23 protein-coding genes are annotated in these 23847 nt (G+C 54.1%); 4 read left to right on the top strand and 19 right to left on the bottom strand.

The features are described 5' to 3' along the window. Positions 1-4: 4 nt before the first annotated feature. On the top strand, positions 5-187 hold the full coding sequence (locus L2097_RS13860; protein WP_250353040.1) for a hypothetical protein: 183 nt from the start codon (positions 5-7) through the stop codon (positions 185-187). A 212-nt stretch (positions 188-399) separates the two neighbouring features. Here L2097_RS13860 and pgpA read toward each other — a convergent pair whose 3' ends face one another. From pgpA to nrdR, 6 genes are all read right to left on the bottom strand, one after another. Next, positions 400-915 carry a phosphatidylglycerophosphatase A gene (gene pgpA, locus L2097_RS13865; protein ID WP_047371596.1) on the bottom strand — a complete coding sequence of 172 codons (516 nt, stop codon included), beginning with the start codon at positions 913-915 and terminating at the stop codon, positions 400-402. Then, positions 893-1870 carry a thiamine-phosphate kinase gene (gene thiL, locus L2097_RS13870; RefSeq protein ID WP_250353041.1) on the bottom strand — a complete coding sequence of 326 codons (978 nt, stop codon included), beginning with the start codon at positions 1868-1870 and terminating at the stop codon, positions 893-895. Before thiL ends, pgpA begins: the two co-directional genes overlap by 23 nt. A gap of 74 nt (positions 1871-1944) precedes the next feature. Then, complete coding sequence (gene nusB / locus L2097_RS13875; RefSeq protein WP_047371598.1) at positions 1945-2364, bottom strand: transcription antitermination factor NusB; 420 nt, start codon at positions 2362-2364, stop codon at positions 1945-1947. 19 nt (positions 2365-2383) lie between these two features. Next, entirely contained in the window at positions 2384-2854 is a 471-nt protein-coding gene (ribH, locus tag L2097_RS13880) for a 6,7-dimethyl-8-ribityllumazine synthase (RefSeq protein ID WP_041852524.1), read from the bottom strand. Between the two features lie 89 nt (positions 2855-2943). Continuing rightward, a complete protein-coding gene (gene ribD / locus L2097_RS13885) occupies positions 2944-4047 on the bottom strand; it encodes a bifunctional diaminohydroxyphosphoribosylaminopyrimidine deaminase/5-amino-6-(5-phosphoribosylamino)uracil reductase RibD (protein WP_085007791.1) in 1104 nt (367 codons plus the stop codon). 2 nt (positions 4048-4049) lie between these two features. After that, entirely contained in the window at positions 4050-4499 is a 450-nt protein-coding gene (gene nrdR, locus L2097_RS13890; RefSeq protein WP_047371600.1) for a transcriptional regulator NrdR, read from the bottom strand. A 153-nt stretch (positions 4500-4652) separates the two neighbouring features. Here nrdR and L2097_RS13895 point away from each other — a divergent pair, with 153 nt between their 5' ends. Continuing rightward, entirely contained in the window at positions 4653-5195 is a 543-nt protein-coding gene (locus L2097_RS13895) for a SadB/YajI family lipoprotein (RefSeq protein ID WP_047371601.1), read from the top strand. 296 nt (positions 5196-5491) lie between these two features. Beyond that, entirely contained in the window at positions 5492-6370 is an 879-nt protein-coding gene (locus tag L2097_RS13900) for a nucleoside-specific channel-forming protein Tsx (protein ID WP_047371602.1), read from the top strand. Positions 6371-6481: 111 nt separating this feature from the next. Here L2097_RS13900 and yajD read toward each other — a convergent pair whose 3' ends face one another. The 8 genes from yajD to queA all read right to left on the bottom strand — a co-directional run bounded on the left by yajD (position 6482) and on the right by queA (position 13733). Then, the gene (gene yajD, locus L2097_RS13905; RefSeq protein ID WP_041852530.1) at positions 6482-6829 is read right to left on the bottom strand and encodes an HNH nuclease YajD; all 348 of its coding nucleotides are present in this window, start codon (positions 6827-6829) and stop codon (positions 6482-6484) included. Between the two features lie 116 nt (positions 6830-6945). Next, positions 6946-7659, bottom strand: a complete 714-nt coding sequence (locus tag L2097_RS13910; RefSeq protein ID WP_250353042.1) for a helix-turn-helix transcriptional regulator — start codon at positions 7657-7659, stop codon at positions 6946-6948. Between the two features lie 33 nt (positions 7660-7692). Continuing rightward, positions 7693-8058 carry a VOC family protein gene (locus L2097_RS13915; protein ID WP_085007339.1) on the bottom strand — a complete coding sequence of 122 codons (366 nt, stop codon included), beginning with the start codon at positions 8056-8058 and terminating at the stop codon, positions 7693-7695. A gap of 135 nt (positions 8059-8193) precedes the next feature. Continuing rightward, positions 8194-9165 carry a protein translocase subunit SecF gene (gene secF, locus L2097_RS13920; protein WP_047371606.1) on the bottom strand — a complete coding sequence of 324 codons (972 nt, stop codon included), beginning with the start codon at positions 9163-9165 and terminating at the stop codon, positions 8194-8196. Positions 9166-9175: 10 nt separating this feature from the next. After that, positions 9176-11023, bottom strand: coding sequence for a protein translocase subunit SecD (gene secD / locus L2097_RS13925; protein ID WP_071845920.1), 1848 nt, complete (start codon positions 11021-11023; stop codon positions 9176-9178). 27 nt (positions 11024-11050) lie between these two features. After that, positions 11051-11389 carry a preprotein translocase subunit YajC gene (gene yajC, locus L2097_RS13930; RefSeq protein WP_041852533.1) on the bottom strand — a complete coding sequence of 113 codons (339 nt, stop codon included), beginning with the start codon at positions 11387-11389 and terminating at the stop codon, positions 11051-11053. Between the two features lie 22 nt (positions 11390-11411). After that, positions 11412-12539 (bottom strand): tRNA guanosine(34) transglycosylase Tgt, encoded by a 1128-nt coding sequence (gene tgt / locus L2097_RS13935; RefSeq protein WP_250353043.1) that lies wholly within the window; start codon positions 12537-12539, stop codon positions 11412-11414. A gap of 123 nt (positions 12540-12662) precedes the next feature. After that, positions 12663-13733, bottom strand: coding sequence for a tRNA preQ1(34) S-adenosylmethionine ribosyltransferase-isomerase QueA (gene queA / locus L2097_RS13940; RefSeq protein WP_250353044.1), 1071 nt, complete (start codon positions 13731-13733; stop codon positions 12663-12665). Positions 13734-14059: 326 nt separating this feature from the next. Here queA and acpH point away from each other — a divergent pair, with 326 nt between their 5' ends. Continuing rightward, positions 14060-14641 carry an ACP phosphodiesterase gene (gene acpH, locus L2097_RS13945; protein WP_047371610.1) on the top strand — a complete coding sequence of 194 codons (582 nt, stop codon included), beginning with the start codon at positions 14060-14062 and terminating at the stop codon, positions 14639-14641. Here the strand turns inward: acpH and L2097_RS13950 are convergent, their stop codons facing one another. The 5 genes from L2097_RS13950 to proY all read right to left on the bottom strand — a co-directional run bounded on the left by L2097_RS13950 (position 14642) and on the right by proY (position 23777). Continuing rightward, complete coding sequence (locus tag L2097_RS13950; RefSeq protein ID WP_250353045.1) at positions 14642-16018, bottom strand: DUF3999 family protein; 1377 nt, start codon at positions 16016-16018, stop codon at positions 14642-14644. Then, the gene (locus L2097_RS13955) at positions 16015-18717 is read right to left on the bottom strand and encodes a DUF2339 domain-containing protein (RefSeq protein ID WP_250353046.1); all 2703 of its coding nucleotides are present in this window, start codon (positions 18715-18717) and stop codon (positions 16015-16017) included. The genes L2097_RS13950 and L2097_RS13955 overlap by 4 nt, the downstream gene beginning before the upstream one ends. A gap of 154 nt (positions 18718-18871) precedes the next feature. After that, the gene (locus L2097_RS13960; protein WP_250353047.1) at positions 18872-20068 is read right to left on the bottom strand and encodes a fimbrial protein; all 1197 of its coding nucleotides are present in this window, start codon (positions 20066-20068) and stop codon (positions 18872-18874) included. A 286-nt stretch (positions 20069-20354) separates the two neighbouring features. Continuing rightward, a complete protein-coding gene (malZ, locus tag L2097_RS13965) occupies positions 20355-22172 on the bottom strand; it encodes a maltodextrin glucosidase (RefSeq protein WP_250353048.1) in 1818 nt (605 codons plus the stop codon). Positions 22173-22424: 252 nt separating this feature from the next. After that, entirely contained in the window at positions 22425-23777 is a 1353-nt protein-coding gene (proY, locus tag L2097_RS13970; RefSeq protein WP_085007330.1) for a proline-specific permease ProY, read from the bottom strand. Positions 23778-23847 lie beyond the last annotated feature (70 nt).

Consider the following 23847-nt stretch of genomic DNA (forward strand, 5'->3'; position numbering starts at 1 on the left):
CGGCGTGAAACGCCTTATCCGGGCTACCTTCCGTCGCCCCGGTAAGCGTCAGCGCCACCGGGGTTTCCCTCGATGCGGATACGCCTTATCCGGGCTACCTTCCGTAGCCCCGGTAAGTGTCAGCGCCACCGGGGTTTCCCCGGATGCGGATACGCCTTATCCGGGCTACCTTCCGTCGCCCCGGTAAGCGTCAGCGCCACCGGGGTTTCCCCCGATGCGGATACGCCTTATCCGGGCTACCTTCCGTCGCCCCGGTAAGTGTCAGCGCCACCGGGGTTTCCCCCGATGCGGATACGCCTTATCCGGGCTACCTTCCGTAGCCCCGGTAAGCGTCAGCGCCACCGGGGTTTCCCCCGATGCGGATACGCCTGCCCGGACAACATCAGATCAGAAATACCACTAGAGAATGCCGATCGGCCAGTAGTGTCCCAGCGCATACAAAATTCCAGCAGAGATAATGCCGGCCACAATATCGTCAACCATGATCCCCATGCCTCCGTGCACATTGCGGTCAAACCAGCGGATCGGCCACGGTTTCCACATGTCGAGAATACGGAAGATCACAAAACCGGCGGCAACCCACTGCCAGTCATTAGTCGGTAGCGCCATCAGGGTGATCCACATCCCGATAAACTCATCCCAGACGATGCTGCCATGATCGTGCACGCCCATATCTTTCGCCGTACGATGGCAGAGATAAACGCCCACGCTAATCCCCAGCATCACCAGCAGCGAATAGAGCTGCAACGGGAGAAAGGTCATCAGATACCAGAACGGAATGGAAGCTAAAGAGCCCATTGTACCTGGCACGACAGGGCTTAATCCGCTACCAAACCCCGTGGCCAGTAAATGCCACGGGTTGCTCATTTTCAAACGGCTTTTGGCAATGTCTTTAAAGCGCGGCAAAATGGTCATATCCTTTCCAGTCAAGCGTCACTGTTTTACCTTCGCGGGTAAAATTCAGGCCTTCCACATCAGCGCTCATCTGCCCAATACAGGTCACAGGCACACCCAGATGGCCAACGGCTACCTCCAGCGCGCCCCGATTGATTTCCGGTACGGTAAAGCACAGCTCGTAATCTTCGCCGCCTGATAACGCCCAGCGCAGAGCCTGTTCCGCATCCACATGACGCAGAATAGCCTGCGAATAAGGCAATGCATTGAGATCGACCCGTGCACCGCAACCGCTGGCCTTGAGAATATGTCCAAGATCGGAAATCAACCCATCGGAAAGATCGATAGCCGAGCTTGCCAGATTGCGCATCGCTTGCCCGTGTAAGACACGGGGCACAGGACGCAAGTGTCGCTGCAACAGATATTTTGCATCTTGTGCGTCGGCCACCTGCAACTGCTTCTGCAAAATAGCCAGCCCGGCGGCGCTATCCCCCGGTGTGCCGGTGACATAAATCCAGTCACCTGGTTTGGCGCCGCTGCGTTTTAAGGCGCGTCCAACGGGGACATAGCCATGAATACCCAACGTCATCGACAGCGGACCACGAGTCGTATCGCCGCCAATGAGTTGCATATCGTAGTAATTGAGCTGTTCGAACAGGCTGTCGCTAAACGCTTTAAGCCACGCTTCATCGACACTCGGCAATGTCAGCGCCAGCGTGAGCCATGCCGGATCGGCCCCCATAGCCGCCAGATCGCTAATGTTCACTGCCAGTGCTTTATATGCCAAATCAGCCGGTTCGATATCAGGAAGAAAATGGATGCCTGACACCAGCGTGTCAGTGCTGATTGCCAGCGTCTGCTTTTCAGGTACGTTGAGCAGTGCGCAGTCGTCGCCAATGCCGGTATCAACGTCACGGCGCGAGCTTGTTACACGGTCAAAATAACGGGCAATCAGGGAGAATTCGCCGCATGCCATACGTTATGCCTCAGCAAAGAAAAGAAAAAGCCGGATCGGGCGTGTCAAAACAACGCCCGGCTCCGGCTTACGGATCATTTTTTGTGGGGACGGATCGCGGGGGCTGCTTTGTCGAGCACGCCATTTACAAATTTGTGGCTGTCTTCTGCACCGAAGGTTTTCGCCAGTTCGATAGCTTCATTAATCGCAACTTTGTACGGGACATCATCGCGTTTAGACAATTCGAACAGTGCAATGCGCAGCACCGCTTTTTCAACCTGGCCCAGCTCTTCGAGCAGACGGGACAGGTACGGCTTCATCAGGCCATCGAGATACGCGCTGTTAGTCGCCACTCCGGTCAACAGTTCACGGAAGTACAGAACGTCCACATCTTTCACGTCCTGTTCCGCCAGGAACTGGTATTCAACATCAGCGATGTCGTTATGGGACAACTGCCAGGAGTAGAGCGCCTGGACGGCACACTCACGGGCGCGGCGACGAGCAGCAGGTTTCACGGAATTCCCCTTACAAAATTCAGGCCTTGATGGCTTTCAATACGTTAATCATTTCCAGCGCGGTCAGTGCAGCTTCTGCACCTTTGTTACCGGCTTTGGTGCCAGCGCGTTCGATGGCTTGTTCAATACTTTCAGTGGTCAGAACACCGAAGGCTACCGGGATTCCACTGTCCTGAGCGACATGCGCCAGGCCATTGCTTGCACCGCCAGCCACATATTCAAAGTGCGCGGTGCCGCCACGGATAACGGTACCCAGCGCAATCACCGCGTCATATTTACCGGTTTTCGCCAGTGCGTCAGCCGCCAGTGGCAGCTCATACGCGCCTGGAACCCAAACAACGGTAATGTTGTCATCTTTGACCTGACCAATGCGTTTCAGGGCGTCAATCGCACCTTCAAGCAGGCTGTCATTGATAAAGTTGTTGAAACGCGCAATGGTGATGGCGACGCGAGCGTCCGGGGTAGCAACGTTAGCTTCAATAATGTTCATACTCTTCCTTTACAGGTTCATTTCAGACCCCGCAGGGGGGCGGATTTTATCATAATATTTCACGCGCTGCCTCCCTTTTACAGCAGAGGCTACGCGTGGGTAAGATGCAGGCAGACGTCTGGCCCAACCTGACGTATCTCATTGAATTTAAAAGCGGGTGCATCGGCCAGCGCTTCCAGGCCTGGCAGCACGCACAGCCCCCGCGCATCCGCGCCCAGCAGTTTCGGCGCAAGATAGACGATCAGTTCATCCACCAGCCCCGCCTGCAGCAATGCGCCTGCAAGATGAGCCCCCGCTTCCACCCAGATGCTGTTAATCTGCTGTTTGCCCAGCATCATCATCAGCGTGACCAGGTCCGCATGACCACGGTGCTCCGGAACAAGGATCTCACGAACGGATTCAGGCCAGGCGCGGCTATCATGACGCGTACGCGCAAACCAGGTCTCCCCCGGCTGCTGCACTAAAGCATGTTCAGGTGTCACGCGATGCTGGCTATCCACCACAATGCGCACCGGCTGGCGCAGGTTTTCCTGGGGATACAATCCCTGGATCTCCGGGCTGAGTTCCTCCCAGCGTACGGTCAGTTTGGGGTCATCTGCCAGTACCGTCGCGCTACTGGTTAAAATCGCGTGGCTTTGGGCGCGTAAACGCTGGACGTCGCGTCGCGCCTGCGGCGATGTGATCCACTGGCTCTCGCCGCTGGCCATCGCCGTGCGGCCATCAAGGGATGCGCCTAGTTTAAGCTGGATCCAGGGGAAACCGGTACGCATGCGCTTTAAAAAGCCTTTATTCAGCGCTTCGGCTTCTGACATCATCAGGCCATGACTGACCTCGATGCCCTCCTGCTGCAGGCGGTACAAACCACGCCCCGCAACCTGCGGATTTGGATCCTGCATGGCCGCCACGACGCGGGCAACGCCTGCGGCAATGAGCGCTTCGCAACATGGCGGTGTACGACCATGATGGCTGCACGGTTCGAGCGTCACATACGCGGTCGCACCGCGCGCGCGCTCACCCGCCATTCGCAATGCATGTACCTCAGCGTGCGGCTCACCCGCACGATAGTGGAAGCCTTCGCCGACAATTTCGCCGTTATTCACGATCACGCATCCGACATTGGGGTTCGGATGGGTGGTAAAACGTCCGCGTTGCGCCAGTTTTAGCGCGCGGGCCATGTACATTTCGTCCTGCATGATCAGTCCTGTAAACGGGCGATCTCTTCGCCGAACTCTTTAATGTCCTCGAAGCTGCGATACACCGACGCAAAGCGGATATAAGCAACTTTATCGAGCTTTTTCAGCTGTTCCATGACCAGATTACCGATCATTTTGCTGGGGACTTCACGCTCGCCGGTCGCACGTAATTGTGACTTGATGTGATTTAACGCCATTTCAACGTCATCGGAGCTCACCGGACGCTTTTCCAACGCTTTTAACATGCCGCTGCGTAGCTTATCTTCGTTGAACGGTTCTCGAACCTCATTACTTTTAACAACGCGCGGCATGACAAGCTCTGCCACTTCAAAAGTGGTGAAACGTTCATTGCATACCAGACACTGGCGACGGCGACGGACAGACGAACCTTCACCGACAAGGCGAGAATCAATTACTTTGGTATCCACGGCGAAACAGAATGGGCAATGCATACGACGTCCTGGCGAGTGAGTTAACTGAAATCTATTTTACCCTGAACTGGCATGACAACAAAGACGAGCCGATTTTGAGACAATGGATAGATGGCAACCCAGCCGTTGCGATCTACCATTAAGAACATCCTCATCTTCAAGGAAACAGACAGAATGACAAGACGTTACCTAAGATCCCTGTTGCTGGGAAGCGTTTTCGCCCTTAGCGCCTGTGCGCAGCAAAGCGAGGTCCGCCAATTGCATCAGGATGTCAGTACCCTGAACAAGGAAATGACCAAACTGAACAAAGAAACGGTGAAAATCACCCAGCAAAACGCGCTGAATGCAAAATCCAGCAACGGCGTCTATCTACTGCCGGGTTCCAACACCCCTGCCCGACTGAACAGTCAGATCGGTATGTTGCGTATGACCCTGAAAGACATCACGCCAAATGCGAACGGCACGCGGGCCACGCTGCGTATTCAGGGAGAGTCTAACGACCCGCTCCCGGCATTCAGCGGCACAGTAGAGTGGGGAGAAATTCAGGGCACTACTCAGAACTATCAGGAAGTTAACGTGCAAAACCAGCTAATTAGCGCACCGGCCAGCACGCTGGCACCAAGCGATGTGGATGTCGCGCTACAGCTCAATGGTATTACGCCAGAGCAGTTAGGTTTTGTTCGTATCCACGATATTCAACCCGCCAGTCCGCAGTAATTTTTCCCGGCGACACTGTCGCGCTTATTCACACTTTGTTACGCCTGCACACCCTCCGGATGAAAATCTGGTGGGTGTCATTTATTGGCAACAATGATGATCATCAGTACAATCCCTGCTGCTGAATGCACGTAAACGTGAACGCAATCGATTACGTGTGTTTCAGTAATGTGAAACAACACATATTTTTGTGAGCAAGGATACTTATAATAAGCCCGCAGAAACATGAAATATTTAGAAACGCAATGCGTGCATTCTTTCATTCCCGTAAGGGATCTCTTATCAGTGGCATAATTATGAAGAAAACATTACTCGCAGCCGGCGCTGCACTGGCTTTTTCGACCTCTTTCTCCGTGAATGCAGCGGATAACAGCAAACCGGAATACGTGTCTGACTGGTGGCACCAGAGCGTTAACGTGGTAGGCAGCTATCACACCCGCTTCGGACCGCAAATTCGTAACGATACCTACCTGGAATATGAAGCATTTGCGAAAAAAGACTGGTTCGATTTTTATGGTTATGCCGATGCCCCGGTCTTCTTCGGCGGTAACACCGAAGCAAAAGGTATCTGGAACCACGGTTCTCCGTTGTTCATGGAAATCGAACCGCGTTTCTCTATTGATAAACTGACCGGTACCGACCTGAGCTTCGGTCCGTTCAAAGAGTGGTATTTCGCGAACAACTACATCTATGACATGGGTCGCAATGCATCCGGCCGCCAGAGCACCTGGTACATGGGTCTGGGTACCGATATCAATACCGGTCTGCCGATGAGCCTGTCTCTGAACGTGTACGCGAAATACCAATGGCAGAACTACGGTGCAGAAAACCAGAACGACTGGGACGGTTACCGTTTCAAAGTGAAATACTTTGTGCCGATCACCTCCCTGTGGGGCGGCAACCTGAGCTATATCGGTTTCACCAACTTTGACTGGGGTTCAGACCTGGGCGATAAGAGCGCATACGCTGAAAACGGCATCAAACAGCGCACCAACAACTCCATCGCGTCCAGCCACATCCTGTCTCTGAGCTACGATCACTGGCACTACTCCGCTGTTGCGCGTTACTGGCACAATGGTGGTCAGTGGAATAACGATGCCGACCTGGTCTGGATGAAAGAGAACGTCCGCTCTACCGGTTGGGGTGGCTACCTGGTTGTGGGTTACAATTTCTAAATGAAGTTATCCTTCATCCTGCCCGGATGACCTGAATAGAAAAAGCACCGAACGAGACGCTCATCGGTGCTTTTTTTTATCCATTCCGATCCGTTTACGCAGTAAGACCTTTTACTTTTTCTTATTTAACATCGCTTTCAGATCGGCAAAGGGATTATACGTCGCCTCGCCAATATCCTTCTGCGCATCCTCGCCCGCAACAACCGTAGAACCGTACTGATCCGCTTCGGTATATTTTGAATGCTCATGATCGTGGCAGAACAGGCAAAGAAGCTCCCAGTTGCTGCCATCTTCCGGGTTGTTCGTATGATCGTGATCGATATGGTGAACGGTGAGTTCTCGCAGATTTGAATAGACAAATTCACGCGAGCAGCGACCGCACACCCACGGGAACAGTTTTAATGCCTTTTCACGGTAGCCGCTTTCCAGCCGCGTATAGTTTTTCGGGATAATCGCCATAAGTCAGTCAGTACCTGGGTCAATGGTGGATGCGGCTAGTTTCGCGTGCCACCACGTTTTTAGCAATGATCCGATACGGAGCCTGCCGCCAGGGACATTCCGCTCACCGCCTGCAGTTACGATGAAACCACATCATCGACGTCTTTGTTGCGCATTTTCTGTCGGCGAATGAAGTCTTCAAAAGAGCGATCGGGGCGTTCGGTAAATACTTTCCCCGTAATCGCGACAGCCTGGCAGCGATCCAGCCGGAAGCTGCGATAATCATCCCGCAGTAAACACCAGGCGACTAACACCCATACTTCTCCCCAGAAAGAGAGACCGAGCGGGTGAATGGCACGCTCGGAAGCTTCCCCTTTGTCATTTTCGTAACGAATGTACACTTCCTCACGCTGACGCATGGCCTGATGCAGAACATCAAACCAGCGCCGGGTCTGAGGATATTTCCCCATGTTCGGGGTGATTATCCGGTTACGTTCAGCCAGCAGACGCCTGTCAGCAGGCAGTACCCCAAGTAACTTCTCCTGAGCCGAACCCGCCGCCTGCGCTAAAACATCGCCGCTCCAGGTTTGCAACATGCCGATGGCCGCGATCAGCGCTTCCACTTCCAGTCCCGTAAACATGAGCGGTGGAATATCAAAGCCGGGCATCAAACGATACCCACTCCCGGCTTCGCCCTGAATCGGCACGCCCGACAGCGATAAATCACGGATATCCCGATACACCGTACGTTCTGAAACCTCCAGCCGCTCCGCCAGGAGCGCCGCCGTGACGCGCCGACGGGTGCGAAGGATTTGCACTATCTGAAACAAGCGATCGGCGCGGCGACTCATCGTGGTTTTCCCATCAAGGCTGGTTATGATTTATCAGGCAGGTTGATGTAACCCGACTTTGTTCCCTTCACTATCAATGAAAAGGGCAATCGTGCCAATATCATCCGGCAATGTTAACGGTCCAAAACAGCAGGAACCGCCTTTCTCTGCCACTTTTTCCAGGGAAGCGTTGATGTCAGGCGTGAAGAGATAGATCACCACGCCGTCCACAGACGGTTTCAGCGCCTCAGAATATACCAGCGCTCCACCGGTAGCAGGCTCCTCGTAATGAAAGACGGCCATTGTCATACCGGCCGCGCTCTCAAGTCTGAATTCAGCTCCCAGGCAGTAGCCGTAAAATGCCATTGCACGATCCAGATCCAGAGTCGGGATTTCAAACCAATTGATAACCTTACGCATATTCTCTCTTCCTCGTTGTGTTTTCGACAAAGAGAGTCTGACACTCCCCTCCTGACAGCATACTGTCAGGAGAGATTGTCAGGCGAAAAAAAACCGCAGCGCTGAGGCTGCGGTTTTGTAAAGCGGTGTGCCAGATTACGGCAGAATTGACGGCTGATCCGCCCCTTCTTTTTCCACTTTCTGCTGAATCAGGTGCTCACGTTTCATGCCCAGTTTCAGCGCCAGCGCAGAGGCCACGTAAATCGAGGACGCCGTACCGATGGTGACACCAATAAGCATGGTCAGTGAGAAGCCTGCCAGAATCGGACCGCCAAACAGATACAGCATCAGGATCACGACTAAGGTGGTCCCGGAGGTGATCAACGTACGATGCAGCGTCTGGGTCAGCGACACGTTAAAGATTTCGTAAGAAGTTCCGCGGCGGATCTTGCGGAAGTTTTCACGAATACGGTCGGACACCACGATACTGTCGTTAAGCGAGTAGCCGATAACGGACATCAGCGATGCCACGATAGTCAGGTCAACCTCGATATGGAACAGCGACAGCACACCCATGGTGATGATCACGTCGTGCGCCAGTGCAATAACAACCCCTGCTGCCAGACGCCACTCAAAGCGGAAGCCGACATAAACGAGGATACAAATCAGCGCCACCATCAGCGCCATTGCACCGGTTTGCGCAAGGTCAGCACCGACGCTCGGCCCCACAAACTCAATACGTTTTACCGTCGCGTTCTGGCTGCTGGTTTCGTTAATCACTTTAACGACTTTACTGCCCAGCTCCTGACCACCGGTTTCCCCGTGTACAGGCGGCATACGCACCATGATGTCGCGGCTGCTACCAAAGTTTTGCAGCAGCGGCTCTTCAAAGCCCGACTTCTGCAGCGCGTCGCGCATCTGGTCCATGTCGACCGGTTTTTCCAGCGTGATTTCGATAACTGTACCGCCGGTAAAATCCAGCCCCCAGTTAAACCCACGTACGCCAATAATGGCGATAGAGATGATTAACAGCAGACCAGAGATGCCGAACGCCCAGTAATCCCAGCGCATAAAGTCCCAGACTTTACGGCCGTAGTTCAATTGTTCAACAGTGTATTCCTGTGCCACAACGCACTCCTCAGATAGACAGCTTTTTAACGCGCTTGCCGCCGTACAGCAGGTTCACGATGGCACGGGTGCCGACAATGGCAGTAAACATCGACGTTGCCACACCGATACCGGTCGTAATGGCAAAGCCTTTGATGGCGCCCGTACCCACTGCATACAGGATCAGGACTTTAATCAGCGTGGTGACGTTCGCATCGAAGATGGAACTGAACGCGCCTTTATAACCTTCATCAATGGCTTGCTGCACCGAACGACCGTTGCTCAATTCTTCTTTGATACGTTCGTTTATCAGTACGTTCGCATCGACCGCAACCGCAAGGGTTAACACGATACCCGCAATACCCGGCATGGTGAGCGTCGCCCCAGGCAGCAGGGACATAATGCCGACAATCAGTACCAGGTTAGCAATCAGCGCGCTCGTCGCAATCAGACCAAACTTCTTATAGAAGAAGATCATGAAGATGATGGAGACGACCAAACCTGCCAGACAGGCTTCCAGACCCTGAGTGATGTTCTGCATCCCCAGCGTTGGGCCAATGGTACGTTCTTCAACAATCTGAATCGGCGCAATCAATGCACCCGCACGCAGCAGCAAAGAAAGCTGACGGGCTTCGTTCGGGTTGTTGATACCGGTGATACGGAAGCTGTTACCCAGACGAGACTGGATATTGGCGATGTTAATCACCTCTTCCTCTTTCACCAGAATAGCGCGGCCATTCGCGTCTTTCTTACCGCTGTCTTTGTACTCCACAAACAGGGTCGCCATCGGTTTGCCGATGTTGTCCTTGGTGAAGTTAGACATGATGTTACCGCCAGCGCTATCCAGTGAAATGTTCACCTGCGGCTGGTTGTACTCATCCTGGCTGGACGTGGAGTCAGTGATATGGTCACCGGTCAGAATCACGCGTTTGTACAGCACAACCGGCTGCCCTTCGCGGGTCTGTTTCACTTCGGAATCGCCCGGCACACGGCCCGCAGCAGCAGCAGCCTGATCGACATTGCTGTTTACCAGACGGAATTCCAGCGTCGCAGTCGCACCCAGAATTTCTTTTGCACGCGCCGTATCCTGAATACCCGGCAGTTCAACCACGATACGGTCCGAGCCCTGACGCTGTACCAGCGGCTCAGCCACGCCGAGTTGGTTCACACGGTTACGCAGGATATTGATGTTTTGCTGTACCGCGTATTCGCGAGCTTCGCTCAAACGCGCATCGGACATCACCGCACGCAGAGCATTGTCGCCCTGGCTGGTGATAACAAGGTCACGGTGACGTTGGGTCAGATAAGTGACCGCCTGGTCACGTGCGCTGGCATCGCGAAAGAGAATGCTCAGGCCATAATTATCTTCCTTACGCACGGTGGTGTAAGGAATGCCTTTATCGCGCAGATCGCTACGCAGGCTGTCGATATTCTGTTCCTGGAGTTTGCCAAGCGCGGTGTCCATGTCCACTTCCATCAGGAAGTGCACGCCGCCACGCAGGTCGAGACCCAGTTTCATGGGTTCGGCGTTAACTGCGCTCAGCCAACGCGGTGTGGCCGGAGCAAGGTTAAGCGCCACGACAAACTGGTCACCCAGTTGAGCCACCAGCGCTTCACGGGCGCGTAACTGAACGTCAGTGCTGTCAAAGCGAGCGAGAATAGCGCCGTTTTCCAGTGCCACAGACTTCGCGTCGATTTTTTCTTCTTGTAGAGTTTTCTGGACCTGGATCAGCGTTTGCTCACTGGCGGCGACACCGCGCGCACCAGTGATCTGAACAGCCGGATCCTCACCATACAGGTTGGGAAGTGCGTAGAGCAGGCCGACGGCAATGACGACGACCAGCATAATGTACTTCCACAAAGGATAACGGTTTAACACGGCAGTTCCCTTTGGGAAAACAAGAAATTACAGCGCCTTCATGGTGCCTTTCGGCAGAACGGCAGCTACGAAGTCACGTTTGATAACCACTTCAGTGGTGTCGTTCAGCGCGATAGCAATGTAGCCAGTTTCCGCTACTTTGGTTACGCGACCAACCAGACCACCGTTGGTCAGCACTTCATCACCTTTCGCGATGGAGTTCATCAGATTTTTATGTTCTTTAGTGCGTTTCTGCTGTGGGCGAAGGATCATGAAGTAAAAAATCAGACCAAACACCGCCAACATCAGGATCAGAGACATCGGGCTCTGGCTGCCACCTGCCGCGCCGCCTGTTGCTGCTACCGCATCAGAAATAAAAAAGCTCATTCAAATTCCCTCATTATTAAAATTAAGCAACATTCAAAGGCGGAACATCTCGCCCCTGACGTTGGTAAAAATCGGTCACGAAGCTCTCTAATTTACCCTCTTCGATAGCCTTACGTAAACCCGCCATCAAGCGCTGGTAGTAACGCAGGTTATGAATGGTATTGAGTCGCGCGCCCAATATTTCGTTGCAACGATCGAGATGATGCAAGTAAGCGAGCGAATAATTGCGACAGGTGTAGCAATCACACTCAGGGTCGAGTGAACCCGTATCGCTCTTGTATTTCGCGTTACGGATTTTCACCACGCCGTTGGTCACAAACAGATGACCATTGCGGGCATTACGTGTTGGCATAACACAGTCAAACATATCGATGCCACGACGAACGCCTTCTACCAAATCTTCTGGTTTACCCACGCCCATCAGGTATCGTGGTTTATCCGCCGGAATTTGCGGGCAAACATGTTCCAGAATACGGTGCATATCCTCTTTTGGTTCGCCCACAGCGAGACCGCCGACAGCGTAGCCATCAAAGCCAATCTCTACCAGACCTTTCACCGAGATATCGCGTAAATCTTCGTAAACGCTCCCCTGAATAATGCCAAACAGCGCATTCGGGTTTTCCAGTGAGTCAAAACGGTCGCGGCTGCGTTTTGCCCAGCGTAGTGACATTTCCATGGAGCGTTTGGCGTAGTCCCAGTCGGCCGGGTACGGCGTACACTCATCAAAAATCATCACGATATCGGAACCGAGATCGTCCTGAATTTCCATGGATTTCTCAGGATCGAGGAAGATCGGATCGCCGTTGATGGGGTTACGGAAGTGCACGCCTTTCTCAGTGATCTTACGAATGTCACCCAGACTAAAGACCTGGAAGCCGCCGGAATCAGTCAGGATCGGCCCTTTCCACTGCATAAAATCATGCAGGTCGCCGTGCAATTTCATGATTTCCTGACCTGGACGCAGCCAGAGGTGAAAGGTATTACCGAGGATAATCTGGGCGCCAGTGGCTTCCACTTCTTCCGGCGTCATCCCCTTGACGGTGCCGTAGGTGCCGACGGGCATAAATGCTGGCGTTTCCACTACGCCACGATCAAACACCAGACGGCCGCGGCGTGCGCGCCCGTCGGTGGTATCCAGTTCAAATTTCACTTCATTTCTCCTGCATCAGAGAGACAGTCTGATGGTTAAAAATTCACCCAGGCATCACGCCAGGGTGCTAATAGTGCCCCGGCTGGCGCTATCGCTTAGCCGGGCTACGACGGTCAGGGGAGATCACTCACCTGGACGTTCATTAATAGCCTGCGGATTGTACGTGATAAACATCGCATCACCGTAACTAAAAAAGCGATATTTGTGCGCAACCGCTTCCTGGTAGGCGCGCATGGTGTGCTTATAACCGGCGAAAGCGGAAACAAGCATAATCAGGGTGGATTCCGGCAGGTGGAAATTGGTCACCAGCGCATCGATAACCTGATACTGGTAGCCCGGGAAAATAAAGATTTGCGTGTCGCCAAAGAACGGTTCGATCAGCGCCTCTTTCGCCGCTTGCGCCGCACTCTCCAGCGAACGCACGGAGGTGGTTCCCACGGCGATAACACGATTGCCGCGCGCTTTGGCCGCCAGCACCGCGTCGACAACCTCTTGCGGCACTTCGGCGTATTCAGAGTGCATGATATGGTCTTCGATGCTGTCCACGCGTACCGGCTGGAAGGTTCCCGCCCCAACATGCAGCGTGACAAATGCCATCTCGATACCCTTCTCGCGCAAACGAGCCAGCAGCGGTTCATCGAAATGCAGACCTGCGGTCGGCGCCGCAACTGCCCCCGGCTTCTGGCTATAGACCGTCTGGTAAAGCTCGCGGTCAGCCTCTTCGTCAGGACGGTCGATATAAGGCGGCAATGGCATATGGCCAATGGCGTTAAGAATATCGAGTACCGGCCGTTCGTCATTAAATTCCACTTCGAACAGCGCATCATGACGGGCCACCATGGTGGCATGGATGCTCTCGTCATCACCGAGCAACAGTTCGGCGCCCGGTTTCGGTGCTTTTGAGGCGCGGATATGGGCCAGAATGCGCTTATCGTCGAGCATACGCTCAACCAGCACTTCAATTTTACCGCCGCTGGCTTTGCGCCCGAACAGGCGCGCCGGGATCACGCGCGTATTGTTGAAGACCAACAGGTCGCCAGGATTGAGTTTGTCGAGTAAATCCGTGAACGTACCGTGCGCAAGCGCGCCTGTCGGCCCGTCCAGCGACAGCAAGCGGCAACTGCTGCGCTCAGGCTGCGGATAATGGGCAATCAGGGATTCAGGTAATTCAAAGGAAAAATCGGCAACGCGCATGACACTAACTCGAGACATAAATAAGAGGCGGGTAGTCTAGTGCCGGGGCGTTCTCCCTGCAACCTTTACCCCTCCGGAGAGTTCATATACTCTAAATAATTCGCATTACAAATGGCGGCAGCAGCGAAAATCCCCGGCAATCCTGACGGGAATAGCACGCGCCACCGGGTAATTGCAGCTTGAATCGCATGAAAAATATAGACACACAATCATTCAAGGTGCATCGCGGCGGCAAGCGAGAGAATCCCCACGAGCAGAGAAAACGTTGTGACTGGGGTGAGCACGCGCAGCCAACAAAGAAGCAACGTGAAGGATAAAGTAGATAAATGAATTTTCTCGCGCACCTGCACCTCGCACACCTCGCCAACAGTTCGCTTTCCGGTAATTTGCTGGCCGATTTTGTTCGCGGCAATCCGGATGAACACTATGCGCCGGAGGTAGTTTCCGGCATCCATATGCACCGTCGTATCGACGTACTGACCGACAACCTGCCGGAAGTCAAAGAGGCGCGCGGCTGGTTCCGTCCTGAAACACGGCGTGTTGCACCGATAACACTTGATGTGATGTGGGATCATTTCGTCTCGCGCCACTGGGAGCAGATCTCCCCTTCAATGCCGCTGAGCGAATTTGTCGGCTACGCGCATGCACAAGTCAGTGTGATCCTGCCGGAGGCCCCGCCACGTTTCGTTAATTTAAATGATTATTTATGGTCGGAGCGCTGGCTGGAACGCTACCGGGAGATGGATTTTATTCAGCGCGTGCTGAACGGCATGGCCAGCCGCCGGCCGCGACTCGATGCCCTGCGTGACTCGTGGCAGGACCTGGATGATCACTACTCGCGGCTTGAAGAGAAGTTCTGGCAATTCTACCCGCGCATGATGGCGCAGGCAGAAGCCAGAACGCTGTAATCACGCCTTCTCTTTCACCTCGCGCCATATACGCAGCGCCATCCATGCCAGCGCCAGTACGCCCAGCACCAACGCGGCCCAGACCAGGCCTGTGAGCCACTGGCTGCGCTGCTCAATCGGTGAAGTGGCTTTCAGACGCGTTTCACCGCCCAGTTTTACCTCGTCACCAACCCACGCTTCCGGCAGGCTTTCCGGCGCATGCTTCTGGCGTAAAGCCGCAGGAATCAACGCATCAAGATCCGTTGCCGCGGTTTGCGCCGCTTTATTCCCCCACGCCAGAATGTACGGACCACTGCCCTGAGCATTAAAAATAAGCGTCTGGCTCGGGCGTAACCCTGTCAGTTGCGGCACAATTTTCGGCAGGTGAGCGTTAACCGTTGTCACCTGAATCTCCTGCACGTTACCCACCGCGACGGGGATCGGCGCTGATATCTGGCTGTCTAAATTCCACAGCACTGTTTTAGTAAGCGGCCGCCACGCCTCGGCGGCGGAGGCGCGCCAGGCGATCTCCACCGGCAATGTCCCCCGTTCTTCCAGACTAAGGGAAATGGAGGTTATAGGCTGTGGGCTGTCCCAATGGTAAATCGCCTGATCCTGGGAAGTCGCACGCCCGGCGGCCAACAGAGCCACGTTGGTTATCTCCGTCGACTGCGGGTTTTCTATCACCACTGCGCGGGTCAGAGTGACAGGCAACTGCGGCTTATCAAACACCAGCAGTAAATAGCGCGGGGGGTTGATAACCATCGACAAACTGATATTGATGGTATTCAGCGTCAGACGATCGTTGCCGCTTGCAACGTCCATTAGCGGCGCATCTTCCTGCATTAAATCCCACTCTTTCATATCACTGCTGTAGTAAAGCGACGCTTTCCCCTGCCAGTTCACTGCCGGCTTATCCCAGCCAAGCTGCAGCTGTGTTACGTCCTTCCTTTGCACGTTATCCGGCAGCACCAGCAGGTAGCTCTCTCCCGGCGCGTTAATGCGTTCCCCTTCAAGCTTGATTTCGTAACCTTCCGGGGAACGCAGCCAGACCCGTTCTCCGGCATCTGACTGCTTTTCAACAGGTGAAGCGGCAAGCGGGAAAAGGCGTAAGGCCTGCTCCTTCGGTGCGGGCTGCACCTCCTGCTGCACCTGGAGCGTAAAGGGCACACGCTCACCCTGATGGTTAAATACCCGGACATCGCGCAGATCGGGCCAGACGCTTTGCTGGTAGACGTCGTCGGGTAGTGCGACCCGATACCAGGGCGATGAGGCCGTTGTCGTAAGCGACCTGCCCCAGGCGTAATCCTGCGGCGACTCCGGGGCGGTTTCCTGGGCAAGCCCTGGTAAGGCGGCGCACCATAACGCGCCGGTAAAAATCGCTATCTTCCATTTCATGGTTTTTCTTCCTCGCTGAACACCTTCGCCCCTTTAGGCGGTAAGGGAGAGAAATACCCTATGATTAACACCAGCACCGCCACGCCAATAAAGGCGATAGCCCGCGCCAGCCCGCCGCCGCCCGCGCTGTCTACCAGCATTAATTTCACGATGACAATCCCCAGCAGCGCCGCGCCGCCGAGCCACTGGCGCCGCGACCCACGCCGGGTAGCCAGCAGCATGATGACCAGCGCCGCCAGCATCCAGAACAGCGCAAAACTGGTCTGTATCAGACGGGAGTTCCACAAGCTTTCGCTATCCCAGTCCACACCACCATAATGCGCCAGCAGGCGCAGCAATAGCCCGTTAATCCACCAGAAGGCCAGCGCCAGCAGCGCTGGCGAAACCAACGGCGTCACGGTCACAGGCAGGCGCGGTCGCACATAACGACACCAGAACCACACGCCGAGCAGCGCGAAGGCTGCCCCCTCTTCCAGCGGGTTAACCAACGGCAAATAAAGGGAGTGAATAACGCGCCCGTCGTGCATATTACCTGCCACCAGCAGAGCAATTAACAGCGGGATAAGCGGCAGTGGTCCCCATTGACCATAGAGCGCAGGCCAGACGCGTAGCGGCCAGATGCCGCGACGAATGCCGCCATGAAGCAGCAGGATAACTATGCCGCCAGCCGCCATTGGCAGGCCGATACGCCAGGCATCCATTCCCCAGGGGAGCGCGTCAACAAACCAGAAAAGCTCGGTTCCCGCCGCCAGTAAAATCATCCACAGCAGCGAAATATGCAGCCCCTGCGACAACCGGGCCGGGACTCTGCGCTCCCGATGTAACAACAAATACGCCGAAGGCAGCGCCACGCACCAGGCGAGGTTTTGCCAGCCCGCCCCCAGCAATTGCCGCTCGATAGTCAGTTGCCAGAGTAAAACCGCCAGCATCACGGGCCAGAGCAGCCATACAGCATAGTGTAATGCCCGCCAGTGAAGCCGCCGCGCCATATAGCGCCAGCCCCAGACAGAGAGCGCCAGCAGACCCAGTACCCCCGCCGGAATGCCTTTATTGAGCAACCCGTCAGACGCCCCCCAGAGCGCCACCAGCCAGAAGGCGATGCCGCCCGCCAGCAGTACCAGACTTCCCGGCGCAGGCAGGCGACGCCACAGTCTGGCGGCAACCAGCCAGGTCGCGCTCAATACCGCAAAAATCACCATCACCGAGAGCGCCGTTGTACCGTCGGTCATCGCCCACAGTGCACTGCCGAGCGCCAGTACCAGCAAGCCAGTACCGCTATAGCTCATGCGACGCTGCCCTTGCATCACGCCAAGCCACAGCACACCCAACCCTTCCAGCGCCCAGGCCATCGCCGTCCAGCGGGTCGAAAGCGCCAGCGGTATAGCCAGCGTGGTGAACGCGCCGCCAAGCGCCAGCGCCGCCAGAACCAGCGGTTTACCCGCGCCAGGGAAGCGTTTTAAGGCCCCCCAGGCCAATAACATATAAAACGCGCCGTAGCCCAGCGCACTGAGTGCCGGGCCATATGTCAGGTGCTGTGTGATGGCATATTGCATGCCAAACCCGACCAGCGGCGGAGCAAAGAGCAGCACGCCATCAATAATTCGTCGGCCTTTCTTTTGCGCCCGCAGCGACAACGCCACGCTTAATACGCCAAAAATCACCAGATTAGCAATCAGGAAGAGCTGGCAGCTCAGATAGTACTGAGGTCGGTAGTCGGCGATGCCCCACAGGCCACCCACGCCGAAGGTGAAGAACATCCCCAGCAGGTTGAGTTCACGCCAGTGCTGCCAGACGCTGATTGCCAGGATGCCGACAGACAGTAATAAGTAGAAAGAGAATAACGTGACATGACTGCCGCCGCCCGAGGATAACAACAGCGGCGCGGCATAACCACCAAGGCTCGCCAGCATGGCCAGGCTTAACGCGCGCTGTAGCACCGCCAGCCCGACGCTGGCCGCACAAATCAGCAATAACAGCGCAAACGAAAGCGACATGGGGAGCATCTGCCACAGTCGAAACGCGCCAAAGACCGTTAAATAGAGCGCGCCTGTTGCGCCACCTTGTAAAATTAAGGCAAAGACAGGCTGTTTGTGGCGTAAACGCCAGCCGAGGAATAAAAGTGCCATCGCGCCCAGCGCGGCAACGACCAGACGCAGCTCCAGCGGGAAAAGCGAGCGTTCGACGCTATAACGAAAGAGAAAGGCCAGCCCGAGGAACAGCAGAATAATACCCAGCTTTGCCAGCGGGTTCCCCTGCATAAACCAGCGCACCAGCGAGGTAACCATCCCGCCAGCCTGGCCAATGGGTGCGGGATCATCGCGTTCCGGTATGGGAACGGCCCCTCTGGCCGAAATGGCAACCGCCGGCGTTCCTCGTGCCCAGACATTCACCGGAACGGGTTCAGGCACCGCCGGAACGGGTTCGGGCGCTACTGGCTCGGGTTCCGGCTGAGGTACAGCAGCCTCAGGTGAGATAACCTCCTCAGGCGAATCAACAGGTAAAGCAGCCTCTTGCGCGATCGGCGCCTCACTCACCACTCGCCCGCTAAGCTGCTGTTCAAGCAAGTCCACACGCTGGCGCAGGCGCGACAACTCCTCTCTGGCCGCATTACTACGCCGGTAAGCCAGAATCGACATTACCGGGATAACCACCAGCAATATAAACAACACAGTACAGGCTATCAGTACCAGTCCATCCATGATTTCACCTTCATTCCGGAGCGTGCATATACTTTGGCACAAAAATTTACCGAAGCGGGGTCAAAAACGATGAATGTGAAGATAAAGAATGAAAGTGATGGTGTAAAGGAAGGACTCCTTGATGCATTGCTAGTGCATTTTTACGTTTTCCACTTCAAAGATATGTTACTACCACTTCCACACTTGCGTTCGCATCACCTGGCTGCACAGCCTCGCCAGGCAAGCGGACATAGCGGGCGGACATATTAAATTCTTGCTGAGGCGTGGCACCGTGTTCAAATTCAGGGAATCCGATGTCGGGTATAAAAGCCCCAAAAATTTGGCTGTTGAATAACACTGGATTCGCAGGTTGACCAGCGGATGTTTGAGAAGCAGGTTTCCCCCAGGCCAACTGAAGGCCATAACCTTGAGCCCCACCACTCTTTAGTGCAATGATGCCATTGGTATTATCAATAACATTTGTCCTTGGCAGAACAGTGACTATATACCCCCAATTATTTACCCTCGATACTGTATTTATATAGGTGTGAGAGTCTGAGTAGTTATCTATCTGATCCAACCCCCATGCTGTATTGCAGTTAACAGTGAAACTCGCATCTTTCCAGGGAGATGATTGACTCACAGCATTAAGCGAGTGGTGCCCCATCCACACCGTCTTATTCTGGATATTACACGTTCCTCGTACTATTTCCATCGCACCACTAAAAGTAATATTTACCCTGTTGATTACCCAACTATTGAAAATACCAACTTCGGGAAAAGGAACCGTAGAAAAGGTACTATTTGAATTTAAAAGAGTCATAGCATGAACAAACTGAAAAGTATCATTGATCATGTAGCTATTATCAGAACGCGCATTAACAGGGAATGAACCTAATTTCCAAACAGTAATATCAAGCCTATCTGCCCATGAATAATCACCATTACTGTCAAAAGAGGCATTCAATATTGCAGGGTTATTTTTAGTTGACAGTCCAGTATTTCCTGCATGATAGGAAAATGAGACACCGATTCCTGCTGCCGATGTAGAATAAATATATTGAGGGTATAAAGCACTCATTTCCAATGCGGGAAGACCGCCACTGCTGGAGGTAATAAATGCAGTTCTTGATGCTGGCGTTGCGAAGCCATCTGATGAATTACAATCAAGCTTGATATTGCCCATAAAATAGGCGCTAAAAGTATATAATGGCTGATTGTAAGAACCTTCAGATGGCGTGGTCTTAATTACCCCCAGAGGTACAGTAATTGACCGTTCGGCCAGCCCACTATTTGGTGTGCACGAAACTGTATTCGCCAGTGCGACATTTGCAGCTAACAATAGTGACAACAAAATAAGCTTAAACAACATTCACATCCTTATGATATTATTCTCAACCACATAATAAAATAATGAACAGCAAATCCAGACAGTAAAAATACTGAAGACATGAATAAAAATCAACTTACTTAAACATGTAAAATAGATATAATTAAGGACGAAAAATTCACTCTGTGAATATCCTGGCAAAAACAAACAAAATATATTTATAAATCAAATACTACCAAATTAATAAGAAAAACCGTAAACCACAAATAAAATATAATCTATTAAAACACGGACGTAATTACTTACGCCCGTTTTAATAAAGGTAAAATTAGTTCCCCTGCCACACTGATGCAGAGATTGCCGGTAACGATAGCACCCCGTCCTGTAATGTGCCCTTGCCCTCTTTGCTATGCCAGACTTTAACATCCAGTAGCGGCGACGCCGGCAGGACAACTTCGCAGGGTTCACCACGGTTAACGGCCACCAGCACCCGTTCTTGCTGATACAGACGCAAGAAGATCACCACATTCTCTTCGGCGTAGATAACGTGGCATCCACCATAACAGAGCGCCCGGCTACGTTTGCGCAAACGGGACATCCGCTGATAGAGCGCCAGCAGTTCCGTGTCCTGTTTTGCTTTGTCCCATGGGAAAGGTTTGCGACAGAAGGGATCGTTGGCGCCGTCCAGCCCAACTTCGTCACCATAATAAATGCAGGGCACGCCGGGCCAGGTAAACAGCCAAATCACCGCCAGCGGCAACCTGACCACATCTTTCCCCAACACCGTTTTAAAACGCGGCGTGTCGTGGCTATCCAGTTGGTTGAACATGCGCAACTGCTGTTGATGCGAAAGCCCGGCGCGGTAATTATCCATCCACGCCATGCAGGTTTGCGCATCAATCCGCTGCGGATCCATTGAAATATCGGTATTCGCCAGAAATGCCCATACCGGGAAGGTAAAACCACGGTAGTTCATGGCCGCGTCTTCCACGTCCGCCTGTAACCACTGGCGCGCATCGCCGAAATGCTCACCGACGATATAGGCCTCAGGCAGCGTCTCTTTGGCGGCTTTGGTTATCCCGGCGACATGTTGCAGGTTATTGCGCGCACCGCCCCCTTCACCCAACATATGCACCACATCCAGCCGCCAGCCATCCATATTCCAGGGCGCTTTCAGCCAGTGACGAACCACACTGTCTTCACCTTCGTACATCTCTTCCACCAGCGTATGTGCCTGGTAGTCCAGCTTTGGCAGGCTTGGGTAGCCCAGCCAGTCGCGTGCGCGGCCATTCTCATCAAAACTGTACCATTCGCGCCATTCGGAAGCGGGGTTATGGCAGGCACCTGTGGTGCCGCGGTTGTGCCGGTCAAACCAGGCATGTGAATCACCGCTGTGATTAAAAACCCCGTCCAGCACCAGACGCATCCCCATGTGGTGGGTATTACGACGTAGACGAAACAGCGCCTGATCGCCGCCAAAACGCGCGTCAACGTGACGATAATCTTCCGTATCGTATTTATGCACGCTGGGGGCGACAAAGACCGGGTTAAGATAGAGTGCAGTCACGCCCAGTTCACGCAGATAAGGCAGCTTTTCGCTGATACCGTCCAGCGTACCGCCGTAAAAAGTCGAACCGCCGGCTTCTGCGCTTAAGGGTTCATCCCAGTCGCGCAGCACGATCTCCTGGCCTGCGGCGTGGTGATAGTAAACGTTGTCCTGCTGATCGGCATGTTGTTCGCTGCGGGCAAAACGATCGGGGAAGATCTGATAGAACACCTGTTCCGCCACCCACTGCGGTCCATTGTCAGGGTAATCGACGGCGAATTGCTCCAGCCGTGCAGGGGGAAACTGACTAAACCCTTGCGGCGTAAACCACAGCTGGCGGTCATCCCACAGCAGCTTAAAGCTATAACGTCGCCGCGGCTGCCCGCTTTCCAGCGAGACGGCCGCACGCCACGCCGTCACCCCAGGTTTTGGCGCCAGGCGGACCTGCCGCATCGGTATCGCCGTCTCTTCATTGTCTATCTCGGTCCGTAACGTGACACGAGATGGGGGCTTACTTCCGGTTAGCCAGAGTGTAATGACCAGTTGATCTTTGTTCTGTTTTACAAACGGCGCGACAGGCAGATGCCAGGCTTGCAACATCGACTTTCCCCTATGTCAAAAATGACCTCACTCTTGCACAAATCTAGTCTTATCAGCTCATCTTTTCTGCTTTTTTAGGGGGTTGAGAGCCGGGGCGCAGATGAAATGTCAGCGTGCAACAGGTGGCGACCAGCGCTGTCGTGAGGATGATAAATAGCGTGTCGGGACGCGGACCGGGAACGGGGCGGTGAAAGGTACAGAAAAGGGGGAAGTCGTTGCCCGCCAGCAAGACGCTAGCGGGCGTAACCGGATCTACGCCTTCTGGCGCTTAAACATCCAGCCAATGAGCAGCAGTACAATCCATGCAAAGCCCACATACAGCGAAATACGCGTGTCCGGGTGCCAGCCAATCAGCGCAATAATAAAGACCAGGAAAACCAGGCCGACCACGGTAGTGGCGACACCGCCCGGCACTTTGAATTTCAGGGCATTCACTTCCTGCGGCGACAAACGGCGGCGGAAAGCGATTTGCGACAGCAGGATCATGATCCACACCCATACGGTGGCGAACGTCGCCAGCGAGGCAATCACCAGGAAGACGTTTTCCGGCATGATGTAATTGAGGTAAACCGCAAACAGCAGCGCGATCGTCATCACCATGACGGTGACCCACGGAATGCCGCGACGGGACGTTTTGGCAAACACTTTGGGTGCACTGCCCTGCTCCGCCATACCGTGCAACATACGCCCCACGCCAAACACATCGGAGTTAATCGCCGACAGTGAGGCCGTCAGGACGACAAAGTTAAGAATACTGGCCGCGAAGGTAATCCCCATATGCTGGAAAGTCAGCACGAACGGGCTGCCGTCGGTCCCCACCTGGTTCCACGGGTAGATAGACATAATGACAAACAGCGTCCCTACGTAGAACACCAGAATGCGCATCGGCACCGAGTTGATTGCGCGTGGAATGGACTTCTCCGGGTCTTTCGCTTCCCCGGCGGTGATGCCGATGATTTCAATACCGCCATAGGCGAACATCACCATTTGCAGCGACATCACCATTCCCAGCCAACCGTTACTAAAGAAACCGCCGTTGCTCCACAGGTTACTGATACCCGTAGGCTGACCGCCGTTGCCAATCCCCCAGATGATAATGCCAAAACCCGCGACAATCATGATGATGATGGTGGCGACTTTGAAGAAGGAGAACCAGAATTCCAGTTCGCCAAAGACCTTCACGCTCATCAGATTGATGGCACAGATGATCAGCACCACGCTGAGCACCCAGATCCAGTGCGGTACGGCGGGAAACCAGACGCCCATATAAATGCCAAAGGCCGTCACATCGGCAATCGCCACAATCAGGATTTCGAAACAATAGGTCCAGCCGGTGATATAACCGGCCAATGGCCCGAGGTTTTCCTGCGCGTAACGGGAAAATGAACTGGCGGACGGGTTGTGCACTGACATCTCGCCCAGCGCGCGCATGATGATATACGCCGCCACCCCACCGATGATATAGGCCAGCAATACGCTTGGCCCGGCCATTTTGATGGCATCGGCGGAACCGTAAAACAACCCGGTGCCAATCGCCGACCCCAGGGCCATAAAGCGAATGTGCCGGGTACTAAGACCTCGCTTTAGCTTGTTCGTACTTTCCATGGTTTCCTGTTCCAGGATGTAAAAAAAACAAAAAACCACGGGATTTAACGTCCCGTGGTTAGTAAACCTT

The organism is Citrobacter sp. MNAZ 1397, from assembly GCF_023613995.1.
Classification (GTDB): Bacteria; Pseudomonadota; Gammaproteobacteria; order Enterobacterales; family Enterobacteriaceae; genus Phytobacter; species Phytobacter ursingii.

What these genes read in the sequence shown, in the direction of transcription:
- pgpA (WP_047371596.1), bottom strand. Translation starts at nt 915, where the DNA reads ATGACCATTTTGCCGCGCTTTAAAGACATTGCCAAAAGCCGTTTGAAA.
- thiL (WP_250353041.1), bottom strand. Translation starts at nt 1,870, where the DNA reads ATGGCATGCGGCGAATTCTCCCTGATTGCCCGTTATTTTGACCGTGTA.
- ribH (WP_041852524.1), bottom strand. Translation starts at nt 2,854, where the DNA reads ATGAACATTATTGAAGCTAACGTTGCTACCCCGGACGCTCGCGTCGCC.
- ribD (WP_085007791.1), bottom strand. Translation starts at nt 4,047, where the DNA reads ATGCAGGACGAAATGTACATGGCCCGCGCGCTAAAACTGGCGCAACGC.
- nrdR (WP_047371600.1), bottom strand. Translation starts at nt 4,499, where the DNA reads ATGCATTGCCCATTCTGTTTCGCCGTGGATACCAAAGTAATTGATTCT.
- L2097_RS13895 (WP_047371601.1), top strand. Translation starts at nt 4,653, where the DNA reads ATGACAAGACGTTACCTAAGATCCCTGTTGCTGGGAAGCGTTTTCGCC.
- L2097_RS13900 (WP_047371602.1), top strand. Translation starts at nt 5,492, where the DNA reads ATGAAGAAAACATTACTCGCAGCCGGCGCTGCACTGGCTTTTTCGACC.
- yajD (WP_041852530.1), bottom strand. Translation starts at nt 6,829, where the DNA reads ATGGCGATTATCCCGAAAAACTATACGCGGCTGGAAAGCGGCTACCGT.
- L2097_RS13910 (WP_250353042.1), bottom strand. Translation starts at nt 7,659, where the DNA reads ATGAGTCGCCGCGCCGATCGCTTGTTTCAGATAGTGCAAATCCTTCGC.
- L2097_RS13915 (WP_085007339.1), bottom strand. Translation starts at nt 8,058, where the DNA reads ATGCGTAAGGTTATCAATTGGTTTGAAATCCCGACTCTGGATCTGGAT.
- yajC (WP_041852533.1), bottom strand. Translation starts at nt 11,389, where the DNA reads ATGAGCTTTTTTATTTCTGATGCGGTAGCAGCAACAGGCGGCGCGGCA.
- queA (WP_250353044.1), bottom strand. Translation starts at nt 13,733, where the DNA reads ATGCGCGTTGCCGATTTTTCCTTTGAATTACCTGAATCCCTGATTGCC.
- acpH (WP_047371610.1), top strand. Translation starts at nt 14,060, where the DNA reads ATGAATTTTCTCGCGCACCTGCACCTCGCACACCTCGCCAACAGTTCG.
- L2097_RS13950 (WP_250353045.1), bottom strand. Translation starts at nt 16,018, where the DNA reads ATGAAATGGAAGATAGCGATTTTTACCGGCGCGTTATGGTGCGCCGCC.
- L2097_RS13955 (WP_250353046.1), bottom strand. Translation starts at nt 18,717, where the DNA reads ATGGATGGACTGGTACTGATAGCCTGTACTGTGTTGTTTATATTGCTG.
- L2097_RS13960 (WP_250353047.1), bottom strand. Translation starts at nt 20,068, where the DNA reads ATGTTGTTTAAGCTTATTTTGTTGTCACTATTGTTAGCTGCAAATGTC.
- malZ (WP_250353048.1), bottom strand. Translation starts at nt 22,172, where the DNA reads ATGTTGCAAGCCTGGCATCTGCCTGTCGCGCCGTTTGTAAAACAGAAC.
- proY (WP_085007330.1), bottom strand. Translation starts at nt 23,777, where the DNA reads ATGGAAAGTACGAACAAGCTAAAGCGAGGTCTTAGTACCCGGCACATT.